The organism is Nocardia sp. NPDC050717 (genome assembly GCF_040654275.1).
Classification (GTDB): Bacteria; Actinomycetota; Actinomycetes; order Mycobacteriales; family Mycobacteriaceae; genus Nocardia.
Genome location: NZ_JBFAHR010000002.1, coordinates 186,805 through 208,926, shown reverse-complemented (window position 1 = coordinate 208,926; position 22,122 = coordinate 186,805). Strand labels below are relative to the sequence as shown.

20 protein-coding genes are annotated in these 22,122 nt (G+C 69.9%); 9 read left to right on the top strand and 11 right to left on the bottom strand.

All coding sequences use genetic code 11. The annotated features are described in order from the left end of the window. Positions 1-13: 13 nt before the first annotated feature. Together AB0H56_RS07000 and AB0H56_RS06995 are read right to left on the bottom strand one after the other, a co-directional pair. Positions 14-937, bottom strand: coding sequence for an alpha/beta fold hydrolase (locus AB0H56_RS07000; RefSeq protein ID WP_357158452.1), 924 nt, complete (start codon positions 935-937; stop codon positions 14-16). Continuing rightward, on the bottom strand, positions 930-2,465 hold the full coding sequence (locus AB0H56_RS06995; protein ID WP_357158449.1) for an NAD(P)/FAD-dependent oxidoreductase: 1,536 nt from the start codon (positions 2,463-2,465) through the stop codon (positions 930-932). The genes AB0H56_RS07000 and AB0H56_RS06995 overlap by 8 nt, the downstream gene beginning before the upstream one ends. A gap of 318 nt (positions 2,466-2,783) precedes the next feature. Between AB0H56_RS06995 and AB0H56_RS06990 the strand changes: the two genes are divergently transcribed. Beyond that, positions 2,784-3,245 carry a hypothetical protein gene (locus AB0H56_RS06990; RefSeq protein WP_357158446.1) on the top strand — a complete coding sequence of 154 codons (462 nt, stop codon included), beginning with the start codon at positions 2,784-2,786 and terminating at the stop codon, positions 3,243-3,245. A gap of 151 nt (positions 3,246-3,396) precedes the next feature. Here the strand turns inward: AB0H56_RS06990 and AB0H56_RS06985 are convergent, their stop codons facing one another. Beyond that, positions 3,397-4,083, bottom strand: a complete 687-nt coding sequence (locus tag AB0H56_RS06985; protein ID WP_357158443.1) for a TetR/AcrR family transcriptional regulator — start codon at positions 4,081-4,083, stop codon at positions 3,397-3,399. Positions 4,084-4,191: 108 nt separating this feature from the next. After that, positions 4,192-4,746: a helix-turn-helix domain-containing protein gene (locus tag AB0H56_RS06980; protein WP_357158440.1), complete on the bottom strand. Its 555-nt coding sequence runs from the start codon at positions 4,744-4,746 to the stop codon at positions 4,192-4,194. Between the two features lie 351 nt (positions 4,747-5,097). Between AB0H56_RS06980 and AB0H56_RS06975 the strand changes: the two genes are divergently transcribed. Continuing rightward, the gene (locus AB0H56_RS06975) at positions 5,098-6,537 is read left to right on the top strand and encodes an APC family permease (RefSeq protein ID WP_357158437.1); all 1,440 of its coding nucleotides are present in this window, start codon (positions 5,098-5,100) and stop codon (positions 6,535-6,537) included. 38 nt (positions 6,538-6,575) lie between these two features. Beyond that, entirely contained in the window at positions 6,576-7,484 is a 909-nt protein-coding gene (locus AB0H56_RS06970; RefSeq protein WP_357158435.1) for an NAD(P)-binding domain-containing protein, read from the top strand. Positions 7,485-7,541: 57 nt separating this feature from the next. On the opposite strand, the gene AB0H56_RS06965 is transcribed toward AB0H56_RS06970, so the two are convergent. Genes AB0H56_RS06965 through AB0H56_RS06935 form a run of 7 tightly spaced genes read right to left on the bottom strand, consistent with a single transcriptional unit; the run spans position 7,542 to position 15,985 of the window. Then, positions 7,542-9,116, bottom strand: coding sequence for an AMP-binding protein (locus AB0H56_RS06965; protein ID WP_357158432.1), 1,575 nt, complete (start codon positions 9,114-9,116; stop codon positions 7,542-7,544). Beyond that, positions 9,109-10,557 (bottom strand): NAD(P)/FAD-dependent oxidoreductase, encoded by a 1,449-nt coding sequence (locus tag AB0H56_RS06960; protein ID WP_357158429.1) that lies wholly within the window; start codon positions 10,555-10,557, stop codon positions 9,109-9,111. Before AB0H56_RS06960 ends, AB0H56_RS06965 begins: the two co-directional genes overlap by 8 nt. 54 nt (positions 10,558-10,611) lie before the next feature. Beyond that, the gene (locus AB0H56_RS06955; protein WP_357158426.1) at positions 10,612-11,376 is read right to left on the bottom strand and encodes a gamma-glutamyl-gamma-aminobutyrate hydrolase family protein; all 765 of its coding nucleotides are present in this window, start codon (positions 11,374-11,376) and stop codon (positions 10,612-10,614) included. Next, complete coding sequence (locus AB0H56_RS06950) at positions 11,373-12,479, bottom strand: Zn-dependent alcohol dehydrogenase (protein ID WP_357158423.1); 1,107 nt, start codon at positions 12,477-12,479, stop codon at positions 11,373-11,375. Before AB0H56_RS06950 ends, AB0H56_RS06955 begins: the two co-directional genes overlap by 4 nt. 57 nt (positions 12,480-12,536) lie before the next feature. Then, positions 12,537-14,033 (bottom strand): aldehyde dehydrogenase family protein, encoded by a 1,497-nt coding sequence (locus AB0H56_RS06945; protein WP_357158420.1) that lies wholly within the window; start codon positions 14,031-14,033, stop codon positions 12,537-12,539. 28 nt (positions 14,034-14,061) lie between these two features. Continuing rightward, entirely contained in the window at positions 14,062-15,429 is a 1,368-nt protein-coding gene (locus tag AB0H56_RS06940; protein WP_357158417.1) for a glutamine synthetase, read from the bottom strand. Then, positions 15,419-15,985, bottom strand: a complete 567-nt coding sequence (locus AB0H56_RS06935; RefSeq protein ID WP_357158414.1) for a hypothetical protein — start codon at positions 15,983-15,985, stop codon at positions 15,419-15,421. Before AB0H56_RS06935 ends, AB0H56_RS06940 begins: the two co-directional genes overlap by 11 nt. A 218-nt stretch (positions 15,986-16,203) precedes the next feature. Between AB0H56_RS06935 and AB0H56_RS06930 the strand changes: the two genes are divergently transcribed. The 6 genes from AB0H56_RS06930 (at position 16,204) to AB0H56_RS06905 (ending at position 22,042) form a co-directional block, all read left to right on the top strand. Beyond that, positions 16,204-17,166 (top strand): alpha/beta hydrolase, encoded by a 963-nt coding sequence (locus AB0H56_RS06930; protein WP_357158412.1) that lies wholly within the window; start codon positions 16,204-16,206, stop codon positions 17,164-17,166. A gap of 68 nt (positions 17,167-17,234) precedes the next feature. Continuing rightward, on the top strand, positions 17,235-18,257 hold the full coding sequence (locus AB0H56_RS06925) for a dihydrodipicolinate reductase (protein WP_357158409.1): 1,023 nt from the start codon (positions 17,235-17,237) through the stop codon (positions 18,255-18,257). 101 nt (positions 18,258-18,358) lie between these two features. Next, positions 18,359-19,222, top strand: coding sequence for a phytanoyl-CoA dioxygenase family protein (locus AB0H56_RS06920; protein WP_357158406.1), 864 nt, complete (start codon positions 18,359-18,361; stop codon positions 19,220-19,222). A gap of 40 nt (positions 19,223-19,262) precedes the next feature. After that, positions 19,263-20,534 carry an aminotransferase class III-fold pyridoxal phosphate-dependent enzyme gene (locus tag AB0H56_RS06915; protein WP_357158403.1) on the top strand — a complete coding sequence of 424 codons (1,272 nt, stop codon included), beginning with the start codon at positions 19,263-19,265 and terminating at the stop codon, positions 20,532-20,534. 119 nt (positions 20,535-20,653) lie between these two features. Next, the gene (locus AB0H56_RS06910; protein WP_357158400.1) at positions 20,654-21,322 is read left to right on the top strand and encodes an MspA family porin; all 669 of its coding nucleotides are present in this window, start codon (positions 20,654-20,656) and stop codon (positions 21,320-21,322) included. A gap of 54 nt (positions 21,323-21,376) precedes the next feature. Beyond that, the gene (locus AB0H56_RS06905; RefSeq protein WP_357158397.1) at positions 21,377-22,042 is read left to right on the top strand and encodes an MspA family porin; all 666 of its coding nucleotides are present in this window, start codon (positions 21,377-21,379) and stop codon (positions 22,040-22,042) included. The last annotated feature ends 80 nt before the right edge of the window (positions 22,043-22,122 follow it).

Here is a 22,122-nt window from a genome sequence, read left to right as displayed (position 1 = left end):
CCGGGGGCCCGCCTCACGAGAGTTCGACGTGGTCGCCCCCTTCGCTCACCCGGTCCGCGTGCTGGGCGATGTATCCGGTGATCGGCTCGACCAGCGCCTCCGGAAGATGGTGCCCCATCCCGGGAATGACGACGTGCTGCGCCGAGCGGATCGCGGCGACCGTCGCGGCACCGCCGCTGGGATGCACGAGCAGGTCCCGATCGCCGTTGATGACCAAGGTCGGCGCCACGATCCTGGCCAGTTGCGCGGTCCGGTCGCCGGAACGCTGGATGGCCTGGATCTGGCGCGCCACACCCGCGGCCGTGTCGCCGGTGCCGCGATCCCAGCCGTGCGCGGCCAGCGCGGCTTCGGCGGCATCGTCGATGGGGTACGCCGTTCCCGCGACGTGCTCGGTGATCCGCAGGTGGGCGCGCACCGCCGCGGTCCTCGTGCGCGCGGGTGGGGCGGCGAGCAACCGGATCGTCGAGACCGCCGGCTTGCCGACATCGCTCGCCCCGGTGGTCGAGTAGAGGGAGGTCAGGGACAGGACCCGCCGCGGTCGCGTCGCGGCGATCGTCTGCGCGATCATGCCGCCCATCGAGCGCCCGACCAGGTGCACCTGCGTGATCCCGAGATGGTCGAGCAGGCCGACACCGTCGTCGGCCATGTCGGCCAGCGTGTAGGCGTCGTCGCGGGGTCGGCCGAGCACCTGACGCCACAGCGCGGGCGCAGGCGTGCTCGCGAACGTCGATCGGCCGACGTCGCGGTTGTCCATGACGACGACCCGGAAGCCCCTGGCCACCAGCGCGTCGACGAACGAGCCGGTCCAATAGGTGAGGTCCTCCCCCAGACCGGCGATGAGCAGGATCGCGGGATCGGTCGCCTCCCCGAAGTCGCGGAAGCAGATCGTCATCCCGGTGGGGAGCGTCGCGTACCGGTCGACGGTGTTGTCAGACATGCGCCTGCCGCCTTTCGTCTCGATCCGACGCGGTCGACCGGCGCACACCGAATTCGAGGTGCTCGTCGGCCACCGGACCGCGCAGGGCCTTGGCGTCCTCGGGGTAGGACATCGCCATCCGCCACGGTGCTGTCGGGCCCTGCTTGGGCAGGATCTTCTCCCCGCGTTTGGCGTACCCGGCCTTCAGGTCCATGACCGGCCTGCGCGCCATGCCCGGCAGCGGGACCGGGACCGCGCTGTCGTAGTCGTTGGCGTCCATGTGCGCGACGAGGTCGACGAAGTAGCGGCACATCAGGCTCACCTTGAGCGTCCACGACGAGGTCGTGTAGCCGATGGCCATCGCCCAGTTCGGGATTCCGCTCAGCAGCATCCCGCGGTAGGCGACCGAGTCGGCGATGTCGATCTCGCGGCCGTCGACCGCGATCGGCATCCCGTCGAAGAGCCGCATGTTCAGCCCCGTCGCGGTCACGATGATGTCGGCTTCGAGTTCCTCGCCCGAATCCAGCACGATGCCGCGCTCACTGAACCGCGCGATCGAGTCGGTGACGACCGAGGCGCTGCCGGACTTGATCGCGTCGAAGAAGTCGCCGTCCGGCGCCAGACACAGCCGCTGATCCCACGGGTCGTACGGCGGGTTGAAATGCTTGTCGACATCGAATCCGGCGGGCAGCCGCTTGATGTTCTCGCGCCGGATCAGCGCGCGACCGGCCTTGGGAAACGTCCGCAGCCCCGTGACGATCGCGTGTTCGAGCCAGATGTTCTTGAACCGCGTCGCGGTGTACCCGCGCCGTGCGCCCAGCAGTTTTGTGAGGGCGAGCGCGACCCGGTCGACGCGCGGCGCCGCCATGACGAAGGTCGGGGTGCGCTGCAGCATCGTCACGTGCCGCGCGGCGCCCGGCCCGGTGGCCATCGCGGGCACCATCGTGATCGCGGTCGCGCCGCTGCCGATGATGACGACGCGCTTGCCGCGGTAGTCGAGATCCTCGGGCCAGTGCTGGGGATGGACCACCACGCCCGCGAAGTCGTCGCGTCCGGGGAACTCCGGTGCGAATCCCTGGTCGTACCGGTAGTACCCGGTGGCGGCGAAGACCCAGCTCGCGCGCATCGTCCGCAGGGTGGTCGATCCGGTGGCGGGGTCGGTCACCTCGACGGTGAGCGTCCACCGCGCCTCCGCCGAGGACCATTCCGACCGCACGACCCGGTGCCGGAACCGGATCAGGGGTGCCAGGTCGTTCTCCTCGACCGTCTCCTGGAGGTACTCCCGGATCAGGGGCGCGTCGGCGATCGCGGCCTGGTGGCGCCACGGCTTGAACTCGTAGCCGAAGGTGTGCAGGTCGGAGTCCGAGCGGATGCCCGGGTAGCGGAACAGATCCCAGGTGCCACCGATGTTGTCGCGGCCCTCCAGCACCGCGAGCGACTTCCCGGGAAGTTCCCGGCTGATGTGCGTCGCCGCACCGATTCCCGAGATTCCCGCGCCGATGATGACGACGTCGAACTCCTCGACGGCGTTCGAGACCCCTGCTGTCATGACTGCACACTCCTCGTTCGTCTTTCCGATGTGTCCACTGTCACAAGCGGTGGTCCCGGGGCACTACGACAGCGCGCACCTGCTTCGGTGGGTGCCGGTGCAGCGTGCACTGCTCCCGACACGACGAGCGCCGAGCGCACGTCCTCGCCGCCGGGGGTGCACGGTGCACCCGGGCGCGGTACAAGGAGGTGCGCGGTGTCGTTGTCCGCGCGGCCAGGGCTTGTGACAGTGGGAGATCACCGGATCTCGAGCCGATTCAGGAAGCGAGTGCGCACCGATGGACAGCGACACCCTGGGATACCGCGCGGGCGGCGCGCGATGACATGGCGGGCGACCTCGTCCTCGCGCGAGGAGATCGCGGCCGCGGCGATGGCGCAGGTGAAGTACTACAAGCAGCGCTGCGGGATCACCGCGTTCCTGCGGGCCGGAAGCGGGCGGATCTTCGTCCCGGCCGGGATCGTCGGCGCGATCGTGGCGCCCGCCGCGCAGGCCGCCACCCTGGTGCGGCGGCTGCCCCTGGTGGTGCCTGCGATCGTGCACCGCCAGGTCGGCCGGCGCACGACCTGGACGCTGCTCACCGCACCCGTTCCCGACCACCTGCGCCGCAGTGCGCGGACGCGGGAAGTCCTGGACCGCTGCGGCGCGGGCCTCGTCGACGAGGGCGACGAGATCGCGCTGCCCTCCCCCGGCGACCCGGCGCTGCGCTGGCACGGTGGCGCCCCGACCGACCGCTACCGGCCCTCGCCGGTGTCGATCCTCACGGCCATGCACGGTCGGTGAACCGCCGTGCCAGCGCAGCGTTCACCGCGCCCGGGGGAACCCGACACTCACCTCAGAGTCGTCGCGGGCACGGTCGTGGCCGACTTCCGCGGCTGCCGCACCGCGGTCCGGAACTTCGTGCGCGACTGGCTTTCTCGCCCTCATCCCACGATCATCGTCGAGGAGATCCGCAGCGGGTTGCTCCCGGTCCGGCGAATGCCGTGCGAGAGCCTGTGGATTCTCTGACCAGCGCGGGCTCGGCCGCCGGGACCGCGTGCGGCGCCGACAACCACATGTCCAGCAGGTCGGCGAGAGTGTCGGCCTGCCCGGCGGCGAGGTCGCGGTCGGCGAAAGCCAGCCAGTTCACCGCGAATCCGTCGGCCATCACCGACAGCACGTGGGCGATCTGCTCGGTGGTCCGCGGCGCGCCCGGTTCCGCGCGCGCCGCCGCGTCGAGGGTGGCGCGCGCGGCCCGATAGGCCTGTTCGTAGACCGTGGCGGCCGAGCCTGCGCGCTGTCGCCGCGCCCAGTTGACCAGCTCGACGACCGCCGCGGCGTGTTCGGGCTGCTCGAGGTAGTGCGTCGTCACCCGGCGCAGGATGCCGTGCGCGACCGCGGCGAGATCGCCGTCGTGGTCGCCGCCGGCGATCACCCGGTGCAGCTCGCGCGCGATGTGGTCGTTGACCGCGGCGAGCAGCAACTCCTTCGACGAGAAGCAATACCGCACCGTCGCCGTCGGCATGCCCGCCCGCTCGGCGATGCGGCGGGTCGTCGCCCCGTCGACCCCGTGCGCGGCGATCACGTGGACCGCGGCGGCGACGAAGTCCCTGCGCCGCTCGACAGCCGGAATACGAGCCACCGCGCGGCCCCTCCTCGGGCTTGATCGTTTGATTCAATCAATCGTATCAGGCCGCCGCGGCACGCGTGCCGGACATCACCCCGGCGCAGATCCGCTATCGACGGCCGGCTAGGCGCCGATGCTGCGGCACATCGCCGGGATGCCCGCGCAGAAGACGTCGAGATAGGCCTCGACGCGTTCCGGATCCTGGTGCGCGGCCCATTGCACGACCAGCGCGTCGCTGGTGGAGATCAGCACCGAGGCGAGCGCCCGGATGCCCTCCGCGCGCGCCGACGGGCCCGCCGCTCGCTGCAGGATGTCGGCCACCGCACCCAGGTAGACGTCATACGACTCGGCCGCGAGCGCGGGCCGGTTGCGGACCATCCACAGATAGAGATCCAGCTGCGCCAGCGCGTAGGCGGGCTGCTCGACGACGAAGCGGCCCGAGAACCGGACGAGGTCGGTGGCGGTGGACTGCAGATCCCCCAGCTCGATCTCGGCGAACGGCTCGGTGGCCCGGGCGGCGAGATTCTCGAAGACCGCGCGGAACAGACCATCCTTGTCCCGGAAGCAGTAGTGCAGCGAAGCCAGCGGCGCGTCGGCCGCGTCGGTGATCCGGCGGGTCGTCGCGCTCGCGACGCCGTGTTCGGCGATGACGCGCACCGCGGCCTCGAGAATCTGCACGGAACGATCCGCTGTCGGCACGTGAGCCAACCTGATCCACCCCTCTCGCTCGTCGGCGTCGTGACGCGCCGCCAATCTTGACTGAATCAAGCGTACAGGCCCCACGACGCCTGTTGATCATGCGCGCCGCGGCGCCACGACCGGCCGCGACAGGCTCGCACGCAGAGCAATCAAACAATTGAATCAATCGATTTAGTCGAATCACTTGATCAAGCGCTTAGTCACCTCTATCGTTCGATGTGCCTCAGGTCACAGTCGTGCCTGTCCGATACGCCCTCCACCGCGAAGGTGAACCCGGTCACCGGCCGTGACCTCGGCTTGCTCGAGTCCACTGAACGAACGGATATGCCGATGACCATCGACGACCCCAATGCCCCACCGGTGCAGCAGGATTCGGAGGGGGCCCAGCAGCTACGGGGCAACCTGGGGATCATCCAGCTGGTGTTCACCGTGCTGGCGTTCAACGGCCCGCTCGGCGTGGTGGCCGCGTTCGCACCCGTGGTGATCGGCTACGGCAACGGCATCGGCGCACCCGCCGCCTACCTCGCCGCGGCGGGCATCGTCGCCTTGTTCGCCGTCGGCTTCATCAAGATGTCGCGCCACATCGCCAATCCGGGCGGCTTCTACTCCTTCGTCACCGCCGGACTCGGCAAGCAGATCGGGCTCGGCGCGTCCTTCCTCGCCGTGACCTGCTATTACATCCTGCTGTTGGCCGTGTACGCGGTCGCCGGTGTCTACCTCGAGATCGTCATCGGCGGCCTGCCGTGGTGGATCTGGGCGCTGGTCCTGCAGGGAGTGGTCGGCGCGTTCGGGTACTTCAACCTCGACTTCTCCGCGAAGGCACTGAGCGTCTGTCTGTGTCTGGAAGTCCTGTTCGTCGTCGTCTACGACCTCTTCGTGGTGGCCAAGGGCGGTGCGGCCGGCCTCAGTGCCGACTCGTTCCTGCCGGAGCACGTCCTGTCGGGCAATGTGGGTATCGCGCTGCTGTTCGGCATGCTGTGCATGGCGGGCTTCGAGGTGACCGTCATCTTCCGGGACGAGGTCCGCGATCCCGATCGCAACATCCCGCGCGCGACGTACGCCTTCATCGCGCTGATCGGCCTCGTGTACGCCGTGTCGACCTGGGCCATCATCCAGGCGATCGGTCCCGCCGACGCCGTCGCGCACACCGCCGCCGACCCGACCGGCTCGTTCCTCAGCACACTGCGCGCCTTCGTCGGTCCCGTCGCCGAGGACCTCGTCGTCCCGCTGCTCACCACGGCCGGATTCGCCGCGCTGCTCGCCACACACAACGTGCTCGCGCGCTACGCGTTCAACCTCGGCGTCGACGAAGTGCTGCCCGCGCGCATCGGCTTCGCCCACCCGCGCCACGGGTCGCCGCACCGAGCCTCGGCGGGCATCTCGGTCCTCGCGCTGATCGGTTTCCTGGCGTTCGTGGTGTGGGGCGCCGAGCCGAAGCTGCTGTACGCCCAGCTGTCCGGTGCGTTCGGCTACGGCCTGATCATGCTGATGCTGATCACCTCCGCCGCCGTCATGGTGTTCCTGACCCGCCGCCGCCCGGACGACACGACCGTCTGGCACCGGCTGATCGCGCCGGGCCTCGCGCTGGTCTGCCTCGCGGTCGTCCTCTGGCTCGCGACCACCAACATCTCCGTGCTGATCACGGCGGGGACCGGCGTCGTCGTGGCCACGCTGGCGGTGCTCTACGGCTCCGTCCTCGTCGGCGCCGCCTATGCCTGGAAACTGCGCCGCGATCGCCCGCAGACCTACGCCAAGATCGGCCGGCAGTAGCCGCTCCGACCACGAAAACTGTTAGAGGAGAAGGAATCTTGGAACAGCAATCGACATTCGACGTCGCCCTGCTCGGCTGCGGAAACATGGGCGCCGCCCTCGGGCGCGCCCTGCTGGGGGCCGGCTACCGCGTGATCGCGTGGAACAGGTCCCCCGAGAAGGCACAGGCACTCGAGCCGGACGGGGCCCGGTCGGCGGAGACCGCGGCCGAGGCCGTCGGCTCGGCGCGCACGACCGTCGCCTGTGTGCGGGCCTACGACGACCTCGAGAAGGTTCTCGCCACCGTCGACATGCCCGCCGGACACACGCTGATCAACGTGACGACCGGCGCACCCGACGACGCCGACCGGCTGCGGCAATGGGCCGAGACCCAGGGGGTGCGCTACCTCGACGGCGCCATTCTGGCTTTTCCCGAGCAGATCGGCAGCCCGGCCTGTCAGCTGCTGGTGGCCGGATCGCCGGAGGTCTGGGAATCCCACGGTGATCTCGTGCGTGCCATGGGCGGGGCGTCCCGGCACGTCTCCGCGAACGCGAACGGTGCGAACGTCCTCGATCTGGGCGGTGTCGGCGCGTTCTACGGCGTGAGCATCCTCGGCTTCATCGAGGCGGCCAGGTACGTGACGGCCTGCGGAGTCTCCGTCGACGAGCTGATGCTGGTGGCTCGGCAGCTGGACCAGATTCTGCATGCCGCGCAACAGCAGTGCGTCGACACCCTGACCTCCGGCGACTACTCGACCGATCAGGCCACCGTCGACGTCTACCACTCGGGATCGCTGACGTTCCGCGACACGATGGCCGAACGGGTCGGCCCCGCGCCCATGATCGAGGCCGCGGCGGGACTGCTCGCCCGCGGGGTCGACGCGGGCTTCGGCAAGGAATCCCTGTACGCGCTGTACAAGCTCTACCAGAACCGTGACGCGAATCAGGCTGTCGCACAGGGACAGTGACACATCGAAAAGGCCCCGGAGCGCATGCGCTCCGGGGCCTTTTCGGTGGTGCCCGCGTCAGGACGGCGAAACCTGCCCGCCGTGTTCCTCGGCCGCCCGGTCGCGCAGCAGGAACTTCTGCGTCTTGCCCGTCGACGTCTTGGGCAACGGACCGAACACGACCCGGTGGGGCGCCTTGTACCGCGCCAGCTGCCGCTTGACGTGCGCCACGAGCTCGTCCGCCGTCGCGTCGGCGCCGGGCACCAGATGCACGAAGGCCACGGGGATCTCGCCCCAGCGCGCGTCCGGGGTTCCGACGACGGCCGCCTCGAGCACGGCCGGATGTTCGGCGAGCACGTGCTCGACCTCCACGCTGGCGATGTTCTCGCCCCCGCTGATGATCACGTCCTTGCTGCGGTCGCGCAGCTCGATGGAGCCATCGGGGTGGCGCACCGCGAGGTCGCCGGTGCGGAACCAGCCGTCCGGAACAGCGTCGCCGGTCGCGGCGTCGTCGTGCAGGTAGCCGAGCATGACATTGTTGCCGCGCAGGGCGATCTCACCGATCGTCGCGCCGTCGGCCGGGACGTCGTCGCCCGCGCCGTCGACCACCCGCGGCGGCAGCGACACGAGATTGCCGACGCCCTGGCGCGCCTTCAACCGGATCACGGTCTCCTCGTCGAGGTCACGCCACTCGGGCACGGCCTCGCAGAGCAACGCGGGACCGAAACTCTCGGTCAAGCCGTAGAGGTGCGTGACGTCGAACCCGAGCCGTTCCATCCGGCGCAACACCGCGGGCGCGGGCGGCGCTCCCCCGGTCCCCACCGACACACTGAGCGACAACGGCGCGGCCGACTCGGCGTGCGCGATCGTGTCGAGCACGGCGGGGGCACCGTTGAGACCGGTGACACCCTCCTGCCGGATAAGCCGCCAGATCTCCGCGGCGTCGACCTTGGGCAGGCAGACATGCGTGCCGCCGGCCGCGGTGACGGCCCAGGTGAAACACCAACCGTTGCAGTGGAACATGGGCAGGGTCCACAGATGGACCGAGTCGGGTCCCAGCGCGAAATGACCCGCCATGGCCAGCGCCTGCAGATACGCGCCGCGATGGTGGTACATGACGCCCTTCGGCGCACCCGTGGTGCCGGAGGTGTAGTTGATCGCCAGCAGCGACCGTTCGTCGGTGACCTCCGCCTGGAACGGTGCGGCGCCCGCGATCAGCGCCTCGTAGCCGGAGTCGGGGTGACCGGCGTCGATCACCACCGGCGGCGTCGCCATCGCGGCGCACACCTCCTCGACCAGATCGGCGTACCTGGCGTCACGGATGAGCACCCCGCTGCCGGAATGCGCCAGAATGTAGGACAATTCGCGGACACCGAGCCTGGTGTTGAGCGCCACCAGGGGAACTCCCGCCCACGGCACCCCGTAGTGGGCTTCCAGGAGTTCGTGGGTGTTGGGCGCCATGATCGCCACGGGCCTGCCCGCGGCGAGTTCGCGCAGTCCGCCGGCGAGCCGACGGCACCGGTCCCGGAATTCGCGGTAGGTCCAGCGCATCTCGCCGTCGACCACCGCCACCCGCGATCCGTGCGCGGCGGCGGCCCGGTCGAGGAACGCCGTGGGTGTCATCGCCGCCCAGGCGTGCGCCGCCTCAGACATAGCGCAGCACTCCGTCGTCCACCGAGTCGAGCAGGCGCAGTGTCTCCTCGTAGTTCTGCGGGTTGAGCCACGGCTCCCGATCCCCCTGCGCGGGCATCCGATCGGCGGCGCGCTGCATGTAGCCCGAGGTCACACCCGCGCTGTAGGGCAGCCGCGGCATGGTCTCGGCGCCGGGCGGCAGCGTGGGGGTGACCTGCCGTGCGCCGACCTTGTCCATGTGCTGGAGCACCCGGCACAGGAAGTCGTCGACCACCTCGACGCGCAGCGTCCACGACGAGTTCACGAAGCCGAAGGCGTAGGTCATGTTCGGCACGCCGGAGAAGGCCAGGCCCTTGTAGGTCCAGCGGCTGCCGAAGTCGACGATCTCGCCGTCGACGTCGAAGATCGCCTCGCCGCCCATGACCACGTTGAGCCCGGTCGCCTTCACGATGATGTCGGCGTCGACGTGGGTGCCGTCGCGCATCGCCAGGCCCGTCGGGGTGAGCCGCTCGATATGGCCGGTGACCACGTCGGCCGAACCGTCCCGGATGGCCTCGAACAGATCGCCTCCGGGCACCACGCAGACGCGTTGATCCCACGGCTCGTAGTCCGGCGTGAAGTGCGCCTCGCGGACCTCGGCGCCGACGATCTCGTCGATGCCGTCGAAGATCATCTTCTTGAATTCCTCGGGGTACTGCCTGGCGTGGCGGTAGGTCTCCTGCTGGGCGTGCAGATTGCGCAGGCGGATCTGCCGGAACGCGGCCTCGGGGCCGACCTCCGCGCGCAACTGCTCGGCGTCCGGATCTACGGTCGGCGCCACGTAGACATAGGTGGGCGAGCGCTGCACCATGGTCACCTTCGCGGTCTCCCCCGCGAGGTTGGGGATCAGCGTCACGGCGGTGGCGCCCGAGCCGATCACCGCGACGTGCTTGTCCTTGTAGTCGAGGTCTTCCGGCCACTCCTGCGGGTGGACCAGCTGTCCCTGAAACGAATCCTCGCCGGGCAGTTCGGGATTGAAGCCGCCGCGGTAGCTGTAGTAGCCGGTGGCGAGGTGCACGAACCGGCAGCGCAGCCGCGACTCGCCGTCCGCACCGGTGAGCCCGAGGGTCCAGGTGCCGTCGGCGCTGCTCCACGAGGCGGAGGTCAGGCGGGTGCCGAAGCAGATCTTCGCCGTGATCCCGAACTCGTCGGCGGTCTCGCGCAGATAGTTCTTGATCGCGGCGCCGGAGGCGATGGCCTCCGGCTCGGTCCAGGGTTTGAAGCCGAAGCCGAGCGTGAACATGTCGCTGTCGGAGCGAATGCCCGGGTACCGGAACAGATCCCAGGTGCCGCCGACGGATTCGCGCATCTCGAGCACCACGAAGCTCTTGTCGGGACAGTTGCGCTGCAGATCCGCCGCGGCGGCGATGCCGGAGATCCCGGCGCCGACGATGACAACATCGACCTCGGCCAAGTCGTTCAATTCCTTCTCCTAATCCGTTGAGCTCGCCGACGACCCGGCGCTGCTGATTGCGCGCTACCGCGCCGCGACGGTGTCGTTCGCCGCGACCACACGGGCCTGCTCGACCAGCCACGGGAAACACGGCTCGAGCTCGACACCGGCCTCGGGATGCCACTGCACGCCGAGGACCGGCTTGCCCGGCAGCTCGATGGCCTCGACCACACCGTCGGGCGCCCACCCCGAGACGACCACGCCGTCGCCGGGGCGATCCACCGCCTGGTGATGCCAGGAGTTCACCCGGGTTCGGGGGCCGTACAGGGCGGCGGCCAGGGTGCCCGCGGCGAAGTCGACCGCGTGTTCGCGATCCGGGCGCCGGTCCGGGAAGGTGGCGAGCGAATAGTGCCTGATCCCCTTGTGGGGCAGATCCGGTACCAGCGTTCCGCCCAGCGCGACGTTGAGGACCTGATGTCCGCGGCAGACGCCGAGCACCGGGATCCCGCGCTCGAGCGCGTGGTGCACCAGGGCGATCTCGTAGTCGTCGCGGCGGCGGTCGATCGTCAGCATCTGGCCGCCGGTGGCGGCCGGCTCCGGCGCTGGTCCGCCCCAGAGTTCCGGATCGACATCCTGGCCACCGGTCACCACCAGCGCGTCGACGCGGGCGATGACCTCGGGTCCCGCGCTCTCATAGGGCAGTTGCACGGAGACGCCACCGGCTTCGGCGATCTTCGCGCCGAACTCCGCCCAGAACATGTCGGCCTCGGCCTCGGCCCATCGGCTGTCGACGCCGACGAGCGAGGTGGCGGGGATGCGCCTGCCGGTGACGGCGATGACGGGTTTCACGATCCACTCCTGATGTCGATGACCACGCGGGTACCGCCCGCGGTCTTCATGAGTTCGAATCCTTCGTTGATCCGGTCCAGGGGCACGATCGTCGACAGCATGTCGTCGAGATTCAGGCGGCCCTGCTCGTAATACCGGACGTAGCCGGGGATGTCGGTGGGGAACTGGTTGGAGCCCATCAGCGCGCCCTGGAGCCGCTTCTCGAGCAGGAACAGGTCCGAGCCGCGGATCGAGATGGGCTGGCTGTCGGGCACCAGGCCGACCACCGTGGCGGTGCCGCCGGGGCCGAGCATCGCGAAGGCCTGCTCCACGGTGGCGGCGAAACCGACGGCCTCGAACGAGTAGTCGACGCCGCCACCGGTGAGCTCACGCACCGCCGCCACCGCGTCGACCGCTCCGGCCCGCACGGTCGCCGTCGCGCCGAACCGCACGGCGTCGGTCAATCTGGCCTCGACCGCGTCGACGGCGATGATCTCGCGGGCGCCGGCCAGGCGCGCGCCCTGGATCGCCGCGATGCCGATCCCGCCGCAGCCGATCACCGCGACCGTCGAGCCGGGTTCCACACGGGCACTGCGGAACACCGAGCTCAGCCCGGTCACCACCGCGCAGCCGAGCACGGCGGCGGGCGCCAGCGGCATGCTGTCCGGAATGCGGACCGCGGAGTGTTCGTGCACCACCATCGCCTCGGCGAACGCGCCGAGGCGCGCCGTGGGGTGCACCGACTGCCCCCGCGTGTTGACCAGCACGGGCCGGGTGCGGCTGCCCAGCGAACCACGCCGGACACACAACGTCATCCGGCCGGACAGGCAGAACCGGCATTCCCCGCAATAGGTGCTCAAGCAGGTCACGACGTGATCGCCGGGTCGCAGCGTGCGGACCTGATCGCCCACCCGGCGCACCACGCCGGAGGCCTCGTGGCCGAGCAGGGTGGGGCAGGTGGCGGGCCAGGCGCCCTCGATCTCGTGCAGGTCGGACCGGCACAGGCCCGAGTAGTGCACGTCGACGAGCACCTCGTCCGGACCAGGATCGTCCAGGACGAGCTCCTCCAGCTCGAGCTTTCCCGGCGCGGTGTTGAGCACGGCCGCGGTGATGGTTGTTGGCAATGTCGTTCTCTCGGTCTGGCCGGCGGCGCGGCGCGATGGGTCAGGCGAGGGGCGCGGCTAGAGGGCGATCCAGGTCGTCTTCAGCTGGCTGTACTTGTCGATGGCGTACACGCCCTTGTCGGCGCCGTTGCCCGACAGCTTCCGGCCCGCGAAGGGCGTCGACGGCACGCCGCCCTCGTAGGAGTTGACCCACACGTTGCCCGCGTCGAGCCCACGCGCCATCCGGTGGATCCGCGAGACGTCGCGGGTCCACACCGACGCGGCCAGGCCGTAGTCGGTGTCGTTGGCGAGCCGGAGCACTTCGTCCTCGTCCCGGAACGGCTGGACGCAGACGACCGGGCCGAAGATCTCCGCGCGGGCGATCTGCATCGCCGGCGTGGTGTCGACGAAGACCGCGGGCGCGACCAGGGACCGCTGCTCGTCGAGTCCCTGCTCCGAGCCCGTCAACAGCGTGGCGCCCTCGGCCACACCGGATTTGATGAACTCCAGCACGGTGTCGTACTGGCTGCGGCTGCTCAGCGGCCCGAGCACGGTGTCCGGGTCGAGCGGGTCACCGATCGTGAGCGCCGAGACCTGTTCGACCACGCCACGCACCACCTCGTCGTACACCGACTGCTCCACGAACAGCCGCGTCCCGGCGGTGCACATCTGACCGGTGTTGTAGGTGAACGCCCACGCGGCGGTGCGCACGGCCTGATCGAGATCGGGGGCGTCGGCGAAGATGATGTTCGGCGACTTGCCGCCGAGCTCGAGCGACACCGTCTTCCCGTTCGACACCGCGGCGTCGCCGAGCAGCTGCAGGCCGACCTCGGTGGAGCCGGTGAAGGCCACACAGGCCACGGAGTTGTGCCTGCCCAGCGCGGTGCCGACGACCGAACCACGACCGGTCACCACCTGCAGCACCCCGTCGGGAAGTCCGGCGGCACTGCTCAATTCGGCCAGGCGCAGCGAGGACACCGACGTCTGCAGGGCAGGCTTGAGGATCACGCTGTTGCCCGCCATCAGCGCGGGCGCGAGCTTGGCCATGGCCAGGCTGATCGGGAAGTTCCACGGTGTGATCGCCGCGACCACGCCCAGCGGCTCCCGGGTGACCAGCGCGACGACGTCGGTCAGCCCGCGCGGGGAGTCGTCCATCAGCTTGTCGGCCAGCTCGCCGTACCAGCGCAGATTGCGGACCGCGGAGACGAGTTCGAGATCCCGCGCTTCGTGGACCGGCTTGCCCATCTCCCGGGAGATCATGACGGCCAGCTGCTCGGCGTCGCGCTCGATCAGATCGGCCCAGGCGATCAGGATGCGGCCGCGTTCCCTGGGCGACATCCGCGACCACACGCCACCGTCGAAGGTGGCGCGGGCCGTCGCGACCATGCGATCGACATCGGCGGTGGTGGCCGCGGGCACCGTGGTGAACTGCTCGCCCGACCACGGATCGCGCAGCGGGAGCGTCTCCCCGCTCGCCGCGTCGGCCCACTCGCCGCCCGCCCACATCCGGAAGGCGGTCGGGACGGCGGCGGCCAGCGCACGCGATCGTTCGCTGCCGGTGATCGTGTTCGTCATGGTCTGCTCTGCCTTCCGTGGATGGTGGTCATGCGAGTTCGAAGTAGCGCAACGACTCCCAGACCGAGATCTGCTCGTCGGTGCGTTCGGCCCCGGTGTGGTAGGAGAACCATTCCCACCGGCGCAGGCCCACCCAGTAGTCGACGAACTCGTCACCCAGGTAGCGCCGCAGCTGGTCGTCGGCGGCCAGCGCGGAGATGGCGTCGTAGAGGTTCTTCGGGACCACGGGAACGGTGCCGGGCGCCAGCGCCCAGGCCATCCGGTCGAAGCGCGGCGGCGGCGTGGTCTTCTCGTCGAGCCCGAGCAGGCCACCGGCCAGGAAGGCGGCCAGCGTGGAGTACATGTTGGAGTCAGAGGCGGGCAGCCGGTACTCCAGGCGGGTGGCGGACGGGCCTGCCAGCACCGCGCGCACGGCGCACGACTTGTTCGCGATGCCCCAGGTCTGCGTGGTCGGCGGGCCTTCCAGTTCCATCAGCCGCCGGTAGGAGGTGATGGTGGGCAGCGCGAAGCTGGTCGAGGCCTCGAGCGTGGCCATCACGCCGCCGAGGAAGTGCAGCATCCGCTCGCTCGGCTCGTCCGGCGCGGACGCGTCGAAGAAGATGTTGCCGTCGGCGTCGCTGACCGAGACGTTGAGGTGCGAGCCCTGCCCGTACTCCGCGGACCACTTCGACATGAAGGTCACCGACCGGCCGAGCGAGTAGGCGACCTCCCGCATGATCTGGCGGGCGCGCGCCCACCGGTCCGCGGCCGTCACCGGATCGGCGGGGGCGATGTTGAACTCGATCTGACCGGTCGCGGCCTCGTCCGACCACGCCTCCCAGGGCAGGCCGATCTCGTCGAAGCGCGCGACCACGGCTTCCATGTACTCGGTGTGGTCCGGCGATTTCGCGTGGACCAGCGCGGCACCGCTGCTGCCGCCGAGCGGCGTGAGGTTCTGGTACTGCTGCGCGCGGGCCTGATCGATGGACTCCTCGAAGACCGTCGCCTCGATCTCGACACACGCCAGCACGCTCAGGCCACGCTCGGCGTAGGCGGCGGCGATCCGCTTGAGCGCCTGCCGGGGGTCGGCCGCCACGGGTTCGCCCTGCAGGGTCCAGAGGTCGCCGATCACCGACGCCATCCCCGGCTTCCATTCGACCAGCGTGTCCTCGTCGGGCCGGAGCTCGATATCGGTGATCAGACCGTTGCGCCGCCACTGCGGGTGGTCGTAGCCGAGCGAGGAATTGTTGTTGAGGTCCAGGCCGAGGACCAGATCGGGTACCGCCACGCCCTTCTCGCGACACGAGCGGTACTTCGCCGGCGAGAGCGTCTTGCCGATCAGCACACCGTCGTGATTGGTCGCCTCGAGCCGCACGCTCGTCACCGGCGCCATGGCGCCGAACCTGTCAGACTTCACCGAACACCACCTTGAGGTTGGCGCCGAACAGCGCCGAGAAACTGGACACGGAACCGTCGACCGCGAGCTCGCCACCGGCGAGTTCGTCGGTGATCAGGGAGCGGCCGCCGAACAGGCGCGCGAGCGCCGCGGACGTGCCGAGCAGCTGGTAGCCGTTGGCGGCGGGATCGCCGAACTCGGCGGCCGCGTCCTCGTCGAAGCAGTAGACGCCGAGGCCACTGGGCACCCCCGGCACCGCGCGCACGCGGTCCCAGAACTCCCCCGCCGCCGAGCGCCAGTCGACGTCACGGCCGGACAGCAGGACCTGGACCTCTTTCGCGAAGCCGTCCATGGCCTCGCCGTCGACCTCGGCCGGTGCCGGATCGGACCAGCGCACGTCCCAGGACAGGTCGGGCTCGGAGCCGTCACCGCTCGCGGCGACGGCGATCTGCGCGCCGATGAAGGTGAGGAAGACCTGTTGCGCGTCGGTCGTCGACGAGAGGCGGACGGTACGCGGTTCATCGGTGGCGGTGAAGGTCGCACCGTGGGCGATCGCCTCGCGCAACCGCCGGGACACCGACAGAAGCATCGGTGTCGGGCCGCTTGTCACCGCCACTTCCCCGGTCACCGCGTGGCTTGTTGATTCGGGCATATCCGCCTCTCTCCATTGAGATGGTGCTCACTCCATCGAGATCGTGTGACAGAATCATGTGATCTAATCAACTGATTTGTCAATACCTGCCGATGGTCTTCCCGCGAAGAAGCGGAGGTAGGCGACCCGGAAGGGAGTCTCGGATGGGCCTGTCCGTAGCCGCGATGATCGACATGCTCGACCCGGATGAGCGGCTGTTCGCGCACGCGCTGCTCGAGCACGCGCCCGCTCCCCCGTACTCCCGCTACGGCGTGGACGGCGTGCGATCGCTCTTCGACTCCACCGCCACCGCCGCCCCACCGGTCCGGTCCGTGCACAGCGTCGAGGAGCGGACCGTCGACAGCCCGGCCGGGCCGCTGCGCGTGCGCTGCTACCGCCCCTCGGCCGCGCGGGACCTGCCCGTGTTGCTCTACATCCACGGCGGCGGGTTCGTCGTCGGGACGCTGGCAGGCGTCGACGAACTCTGCCGGACACTGAGCGTCGAGGCGGAGTGCGTCGTCGTCTCCGTCGAATACCGGCGCGCGCCCGAGCACGTCTTTCCCGCCGCAGCGGACGATTGCCTCTGGATCTACGAATGGATCCGGCGCGAGGCCGCCGCGCTCGGGATCGACCCGTCCCGTATCGCCCTGGGCGGCGACAGCGCGGGCGGCAATCTCGCGCTGTCGATCTGCACCAGTGCGGCCGCGGCGCACCGGCCCATGCCGAGCGCGCTCGTCCTGGCCTATCCCGCGACATCGAACACCCACTCCGGCCCGTCCTGGGAGGCGTTCGAGGACGCGCCGGTTCTCTGCAAGGCCGACGCCCTCTGGTTCTGGTCGAACTACGCCGCGGGCACCGACGCGGACCGGGATCCGCGCGCGGTCCCGCTGCTGTCCAGCACCCTCCACGCCCTGCCGCCGACGCTGGTGATCTCCGCCGAGGTGGACGTCCTGCGGTCGGACTACGAGCATTTCGCCGCCGTGGCCGCGCGCGCGGGCGCCGAGATCGAGGTCCGCCGGTACGACGGCGTCCTGCACGGCTTCTTCACCGAGGTCACCACGATCGGCAAGGCCGCCCTCGCCGCCACCGACGCCGCGCTCCACCTGCGCAAGCACTTCGGCGCCTGAGCGCGCTCGCACACCCCGTCAGCGATACCTCCGCGCCCCGAGCGCGCCCCAGTGAAGGAATGAGCAGAATGAGTCGAACCGGAATCGCCATCGTCGGACTCGGCGCCGTGGGCAGGGAAGCGGCCCGCACCCTCCTGACCCGCGACCGCGCGAGCGTGACCGCCGCCGTGGACCGCGACCCCGCGCTCGCCGGCCGAGATCTGGGCGAACTACTGGGCCTCGGCCCCGTGGGAGTCCCCGTCGCCGGTGACCTCGGCGCCGCGGCGGGCGCCCGCACCGCGCTGGTGGCCACCACCTCACTGCTCGCCGAGCTCGAGCCGATCGTGGCGCAGCTGGCGGCGAGCGGAGTGCACGTCGTGTCCATCTGCGAGGAACTCGGCTTCCCGTGGCGCGAGCAACCCGACCTCAGCCACCGGATCGACGAGACCGCCCGCAGGCACGGGATCGTCGTGCTCGGCACCGGCGCGAATCCGGGGATGCTCATGGACGTCGTCCCCACCGTGCTGTCCTCGCTCGTGCCTGCCGTCGACGGCGTGGTCGTGCGGCGCACCGCCGAGATGGCCGCCTACGGCGGAATCCTGCACAAGTTCGGATTCGGGCTCACCCCTGCGGAATTCACCGCCGCGGTGGCGGAGGGACGCCTGCCGGGACACTTCGGCTTCGCCGAATCGATCGGCGCGCTGTCCTGGGCGCTCGGCCTCGAATTGGACACCGTCGAGGTGGGCACACCGGAGATCGCCGTGCTCGCCGACGGGGAGCGGGTGGGCCCGCACGCACGCATCGCGGCGGGCACGGTCGCCGGGATCACCCATGGCGCCCGCGGTTCGTACCGTGACGATGTCGTCGTGGACCTGAGTATCCACTTCGGGTTCCGCCCGGATCTGGACGCGGTCGAGCTCGGCGATCGGTGGACGCTGCGGACGCCCGGCGGCGACATCGACGTGGCCGCGCCCGCCGGTTTCGCCAGCGCCCCCGCGACGGTCGCGGTCGCCTGCAACGTCGTCGACGAGGCCGCGGCGCTGGCGCCCGGCCTGCGCACGATGCTCGACCTGCCCGTTCGCTCCCTCGCGGCGAAGGGCGGGGCGTGGTGATTCCCGACCGACCCTTGACACATCGTGGTTTCCGTCACACAATCAGATCACTCGATCAGATCATTTGATTCAAACACTTGGTTTACCGAAATGAGGAGCTCATGAACGCGCCAGTGAAAGCCACCCTGCGGTCGGTGACGGAATCGACCCCCCTCGCCGAAATCCTCGCCATCGTGGCCGAGGACGGCGGCGTGATCATCGAGAACTTCCTGTCGCAGGACCAGATCGCGCGGTTCAACAGCGAGATCGAAGCGCCGCTGACCGCGCTCGCGCCCGGCTCGACCCACGACAACGAGATCGTCGCCGACTTCCACGGCAGCAACACCAAGCGGCTGACGAACCTGGTGACCCACAGCAAGACCTTCCGCGAGGAGATCCTCGACAAGGACCTGGTGCACGCGCTCTGTGACGCCACCTTCCTCGAGGAGTCCGGCACCTACTGGATGACCACCGCCCAGGTCATCGAGATCGGCCCGGGCAACAAGGCGCAGATCCTGCACCGCGACCTGGAGAACTGGTTCCCGTTCATCGGAATGGGCCCCCGGGGGCCCGAGGTGACCATCAACTTCCTGATCGCGTTCACCGACTTCACCGAGGAGAACGGCGCCACCCGGGTCATCCCCGGCAGCAACCACTGGCCCGACTTCGAGGATCGCGGCACGCCCGAGGCGACCGTCCCCGCGCTCATGCGGGCCGGTGACGTGCTCGTCTTCAGCGGCAAGACCGTGCACGGCGGCGGCGCGAACGTCACCACCGACGAGTACCGCCGCGCCGTCGCCTTCGCGCTGAACCCGGGCTTCCTCACCGGCGAGGAGGCGTATCCGTTCCTCGTCGACATGGCGATCGCCAAGCAGCTCTCCCCCCGGGTGCAGCGCCTGCTCGGCTTCCGTTCCCAGTACCCCACCGGTTCGCCCGGCCTCTGGCAGGTGGACTACACCGAGCTCGGCGACTACCTCCAGCTCTGAGGCACGACCGGTACCTCTGTCACCTCGAGCAAGGACAACCATGGGAATCGATTCCTCCGTCACCGCCTTCGAACGCACCCGGCGCAGCCTGGGCGGTGGCGTCAGCTCCGGCCTGCGGGCCACGATGCGGCCGGTCCCCCTCTTCGTGGAGCGGGGCAGCGGAGCGTATGTGTGGGACCTCGACGGCGACCGCTACGTGGACTACGTCATGGCCTGGGGGCCGCTGGTCCACGGGCACAGCCACCCGCACGTCGTCGACGCGGTGACCCGGGTGATCACCTCGATGCAGGTCGTCGGCATGGGGCATCGCCTCGAGTACGAGGCCGCCGAGGCGGTCCTGGCCTCGGTGCCGGGCGCGCAGCGGCTGGTGTGGACCAACACCGGGACCGAGGCCGTGCAGGTCGCGTTGAAGTTCGCGCGCGCCGCGACCGGCCGCCACCGCGTCGTCAAGTTCGCGAAGGCCTACCACGGCTGGCACGACAGCGTGTACGCGAGCATGGCGGCCGACGACACGGGTGAGGCGGCCGTCCCCGCCGGCCGCGGGCAGAGCCCGCACGCCCACGCCGACCTCATCATCAGCCGGTTCAACGACACCGCGGGAATCGCGGAGATCCTCGCCGCCGCCGAGGAACGCCAGATCGCCGCGGTGCTCATCGACCCGATCATGAGCAACGCCGGCGTCACGAACCCGGCGCCCGGCTTTCTCGAGACGATCCGCGAACTGTGCGACAAGCACGGCGTCGTGCTGATCTTCGACGAGGTCATCGCCGGCTTCCGGATCGCGCGCGGTGGCGCCGCCGAGAAGTTCGGCGTCCGCCCCGACCTCTCGGTGTTCGGCAAGGCGATCGCCGGCGGGTTCACCCAGAGCGCGGTCGTCGGACGCGCGGACATCATCGATCTCGTCGACGACGGCCTCACCCACGCGGGCACCTTCAACGGCAATCCGGTCGCGCTCGCGGCGGTGCAGGCCGCGATGGAGCTGTCCGCCGAGCCGGGCGCGTTCACGAAGCTGGACGAGCTGGGCGCCGCCTTCGAGACGGCGATCACCGACGTGCTGACCGCGGCGGGCGCACCGGCGGGCCTGCGCCGGGTCGGGTCGCTGTTGCAGTTCGTGCCGCACGATCAGCAGACGAGCCTGCACGGCACCGACGGGCTCTGGGCCGAGATCACCGCGGGCATGGTCGAGTCCGGCGCGGTGTTCATGCCGTCCGGAAAGATCTTCCTCAGTACCGCCCACACGCTCGCCGACATCGAGGAGACGGCCGCGCTCCTCGAACGCGTCCTCCAGCGAGCCCCCGCGCGCCCGGCGTAGCGGAGCGAGGCACCACAGCTTTTCGCACACACCAGCTCAATCGACCATTCCGATCGTCGAGCGAGTCGATGCGGCGTACCCGAAATCAGTACCCGGAATCAAAGGAGATTCGGATCATCATGAGTTCTCGTAGGGCAGGGACCCGCTCGACCACGGCGCTGGCCGTGGCCGGTATCGCCGCGGTGTCCTGCGCCGTGGCGGCCGCGGTACCCGCAGGCGCCGACGCTTTCGTGCCGCTGCCGGACGGCACCAAGTCGGGTCCGGGCGTCACGCTCACCCGCACCGGCGAACACGCACTGGTCTCGCCGTCGATGGCGGCCAACGGCGCGGGCCGGGTGGTGTGGGTATCAGGCCGCGCCAGCGCCGACGTCGCCGTCACGCCCGAGGGTGAGGTGGGCCCGACCAACGGCCCGACCGGCAGGCCGGGCAGCAACAACTCCTCGACCCACGGCGCCTCCCAGCTCAACACCGGCTACCTCGTCGGCTGCCAGGTGAGCATCGCCGACGACGCCATCGGCGCCGGGGTCTCGGGTGGCTTCTCCACCGGCGGGGTGAGCGCGGGCGGATCGATCGGGGTCAACCTCGGCCCCGGCGAGGTGAAGTTCGTGCAGATCGACTACAAGGACATCCTCGAGCCGGGGGTGTACTCGGTGGAATACCGCGACGCCGAGATCGAGATCCAGGGCTGCGCCGGCTACGCGCAGGCCCGTGCCTACACCGTGGTCGAGATCATCGGCGACCACTACTCCAAGACCTCGCTCTACGGTGCCCCGTTCAGCATCGGCTGAACCGGCCCCGTCCTCCCTCGCTTCGCGAAACCTCAAACCCCCAAGGTGAATTCGATGTTCAACCGTCAGTATCTCGCCCGCCTGGGCGTCGGCGCGGTCGCCGCCCTCGCGCTCGGCCTGGCCGCCACCCCCGCCGCGACCGCCGACACCATCGTCGGGCTGCCCGGCGGCGAACTCGTCGAGACCCTGTCCGACGGCACCGTCGTGACCGTCCGGCTGACCGGGGAGTCGGCGAATATCAACCCCTCCCTCGGCTCGACGCCGGTGCACCGCAACGCCTGGGTCTCCGGGACCGCGCGGGTCGACCTCGCCGGGACCGGCGCCGAGGCCGGTGGCCTGGTCCTGCCCGGCTACGTCGTCGGCTGCCAGGTGAACATCGCCGGCGGCGGGGTCGGCGGCGGAGTGGAAGGGGCCTCGGACTGGGAGGGCAACGCCAGCGCAGGCGCCAACACCAGCGGTGAGCTGTCGCTCGGTCCCGGCCAGGCGAAGTCGTTCTACATTCTCGACCGGGAGAAGGCCGACGACTTCGGCAACGAGTCGCACAAGGCCTACAACGTGTTCTCCGGTGGCAGCGGATCGGTGACCTGGTCCGACCAGACCATCGGCCTGTCCGGCTGCGGCGGGTACGCCCAGGCGCGCGCCTTCGTCAGCGTCGAGATCGTCACCGAGCGCGTCACCAGCTGGGTGACGCTGTGGGGCCAGCCGTTCAGCCTCGGCTGACACCTGGTCCGCCGCGGCGGCGAACCCGCCGCCGCGGCTTTCGCGAACAACGTCAACGAATCTTCCCGAACGGAGTCGAA

Bases quoted from the DNA above. Each gene is read 5' to 3' on its own strand.
- AB0H56_RS06975 (WP_357158437.1), top strand. From the start codon at position 5,098: ATGACCATCGACGACCCCAATGCCCCACCGGTGCAGCAGGATTCGGAG.
- AB0H56_RS06920 (WP_357158406.1), top strand. From the start codon at position 18,359: ATGAACGCGCCAGTGAAAGCCACCCTGCGGTCGGTGACGGAATCGACC.
- AB0H56_RS06930 (WP_357158412.1), top strand. From the start codon at position 16,204: ATGGGCCTGTCCGTAGCCGCGATGATCGACATGCTCGACCCGGATGAG.
- AB0H56_RS06910 (WP_357158400.1), top strand. From the start codon at position 20,654: ATGAGTTCTCGTAGGGCAGGGACCCGCTCGACCACGGCGCTGGCCGTG.
- AB0H56_RS06990 (WP_357158446.1), top strand. From the start codon at position 2,784: ATGACATGGCGGGCGACCTCGTCCTCGCGCGAGGAGATCGCGGCCGCG.
- AB0H56_RS06965 (WP_357158432.1), bottom strand. From the start codon at position 9,116: ATGTCTGAGGCGGCGCACGCCTGGGCGGCGATGACACCCACGGCGTTC.
- AB0H56_RS06995 (WP_357158449.1), bottom strand. From the start codon at position 2,465: ATGACAGCAGGGGTCTCGAACGCCGTCGAGGAGTTCGACGTCGTCATC.
- AB0H56_RS07000 (WP_357158452.1), bottom strand. From the start codon at position 937: ATGTCTGACAACACCGTCGACCGGTACGCGACGCTCCCCACCGGGATG.
- AB0H56_RS06905 (WP_357158397.1), top strand. From the start codon at position 21,377: ATGTTCAACCGTCAGTATCTCGCCCGCCTGGGCGTCGGCGCGGTCGCC.
- AB0H56_RS06925 (WP_357158409.1), top strand. From the start codon at position 17,235: ATGAGTCGAACCGGAATCGCCATCGTCGGACTCGGCGCCGTGGGCAGG.
- AB0H56_RS06915 (WP_357158403.1), top strand. From the start codon at position 19,263: ATGGGAATCGATTCCTCCGTCACCGCCTTCGAACGCACCCGGCGCAGC.
- AB0H56_RS06945 (WP_357158420.1), bottom strand. From the start codon at position 14,033: ATGACGAACACGATCACCGGCAGCGAACGATCGCGTGCGCTGGCCGCC.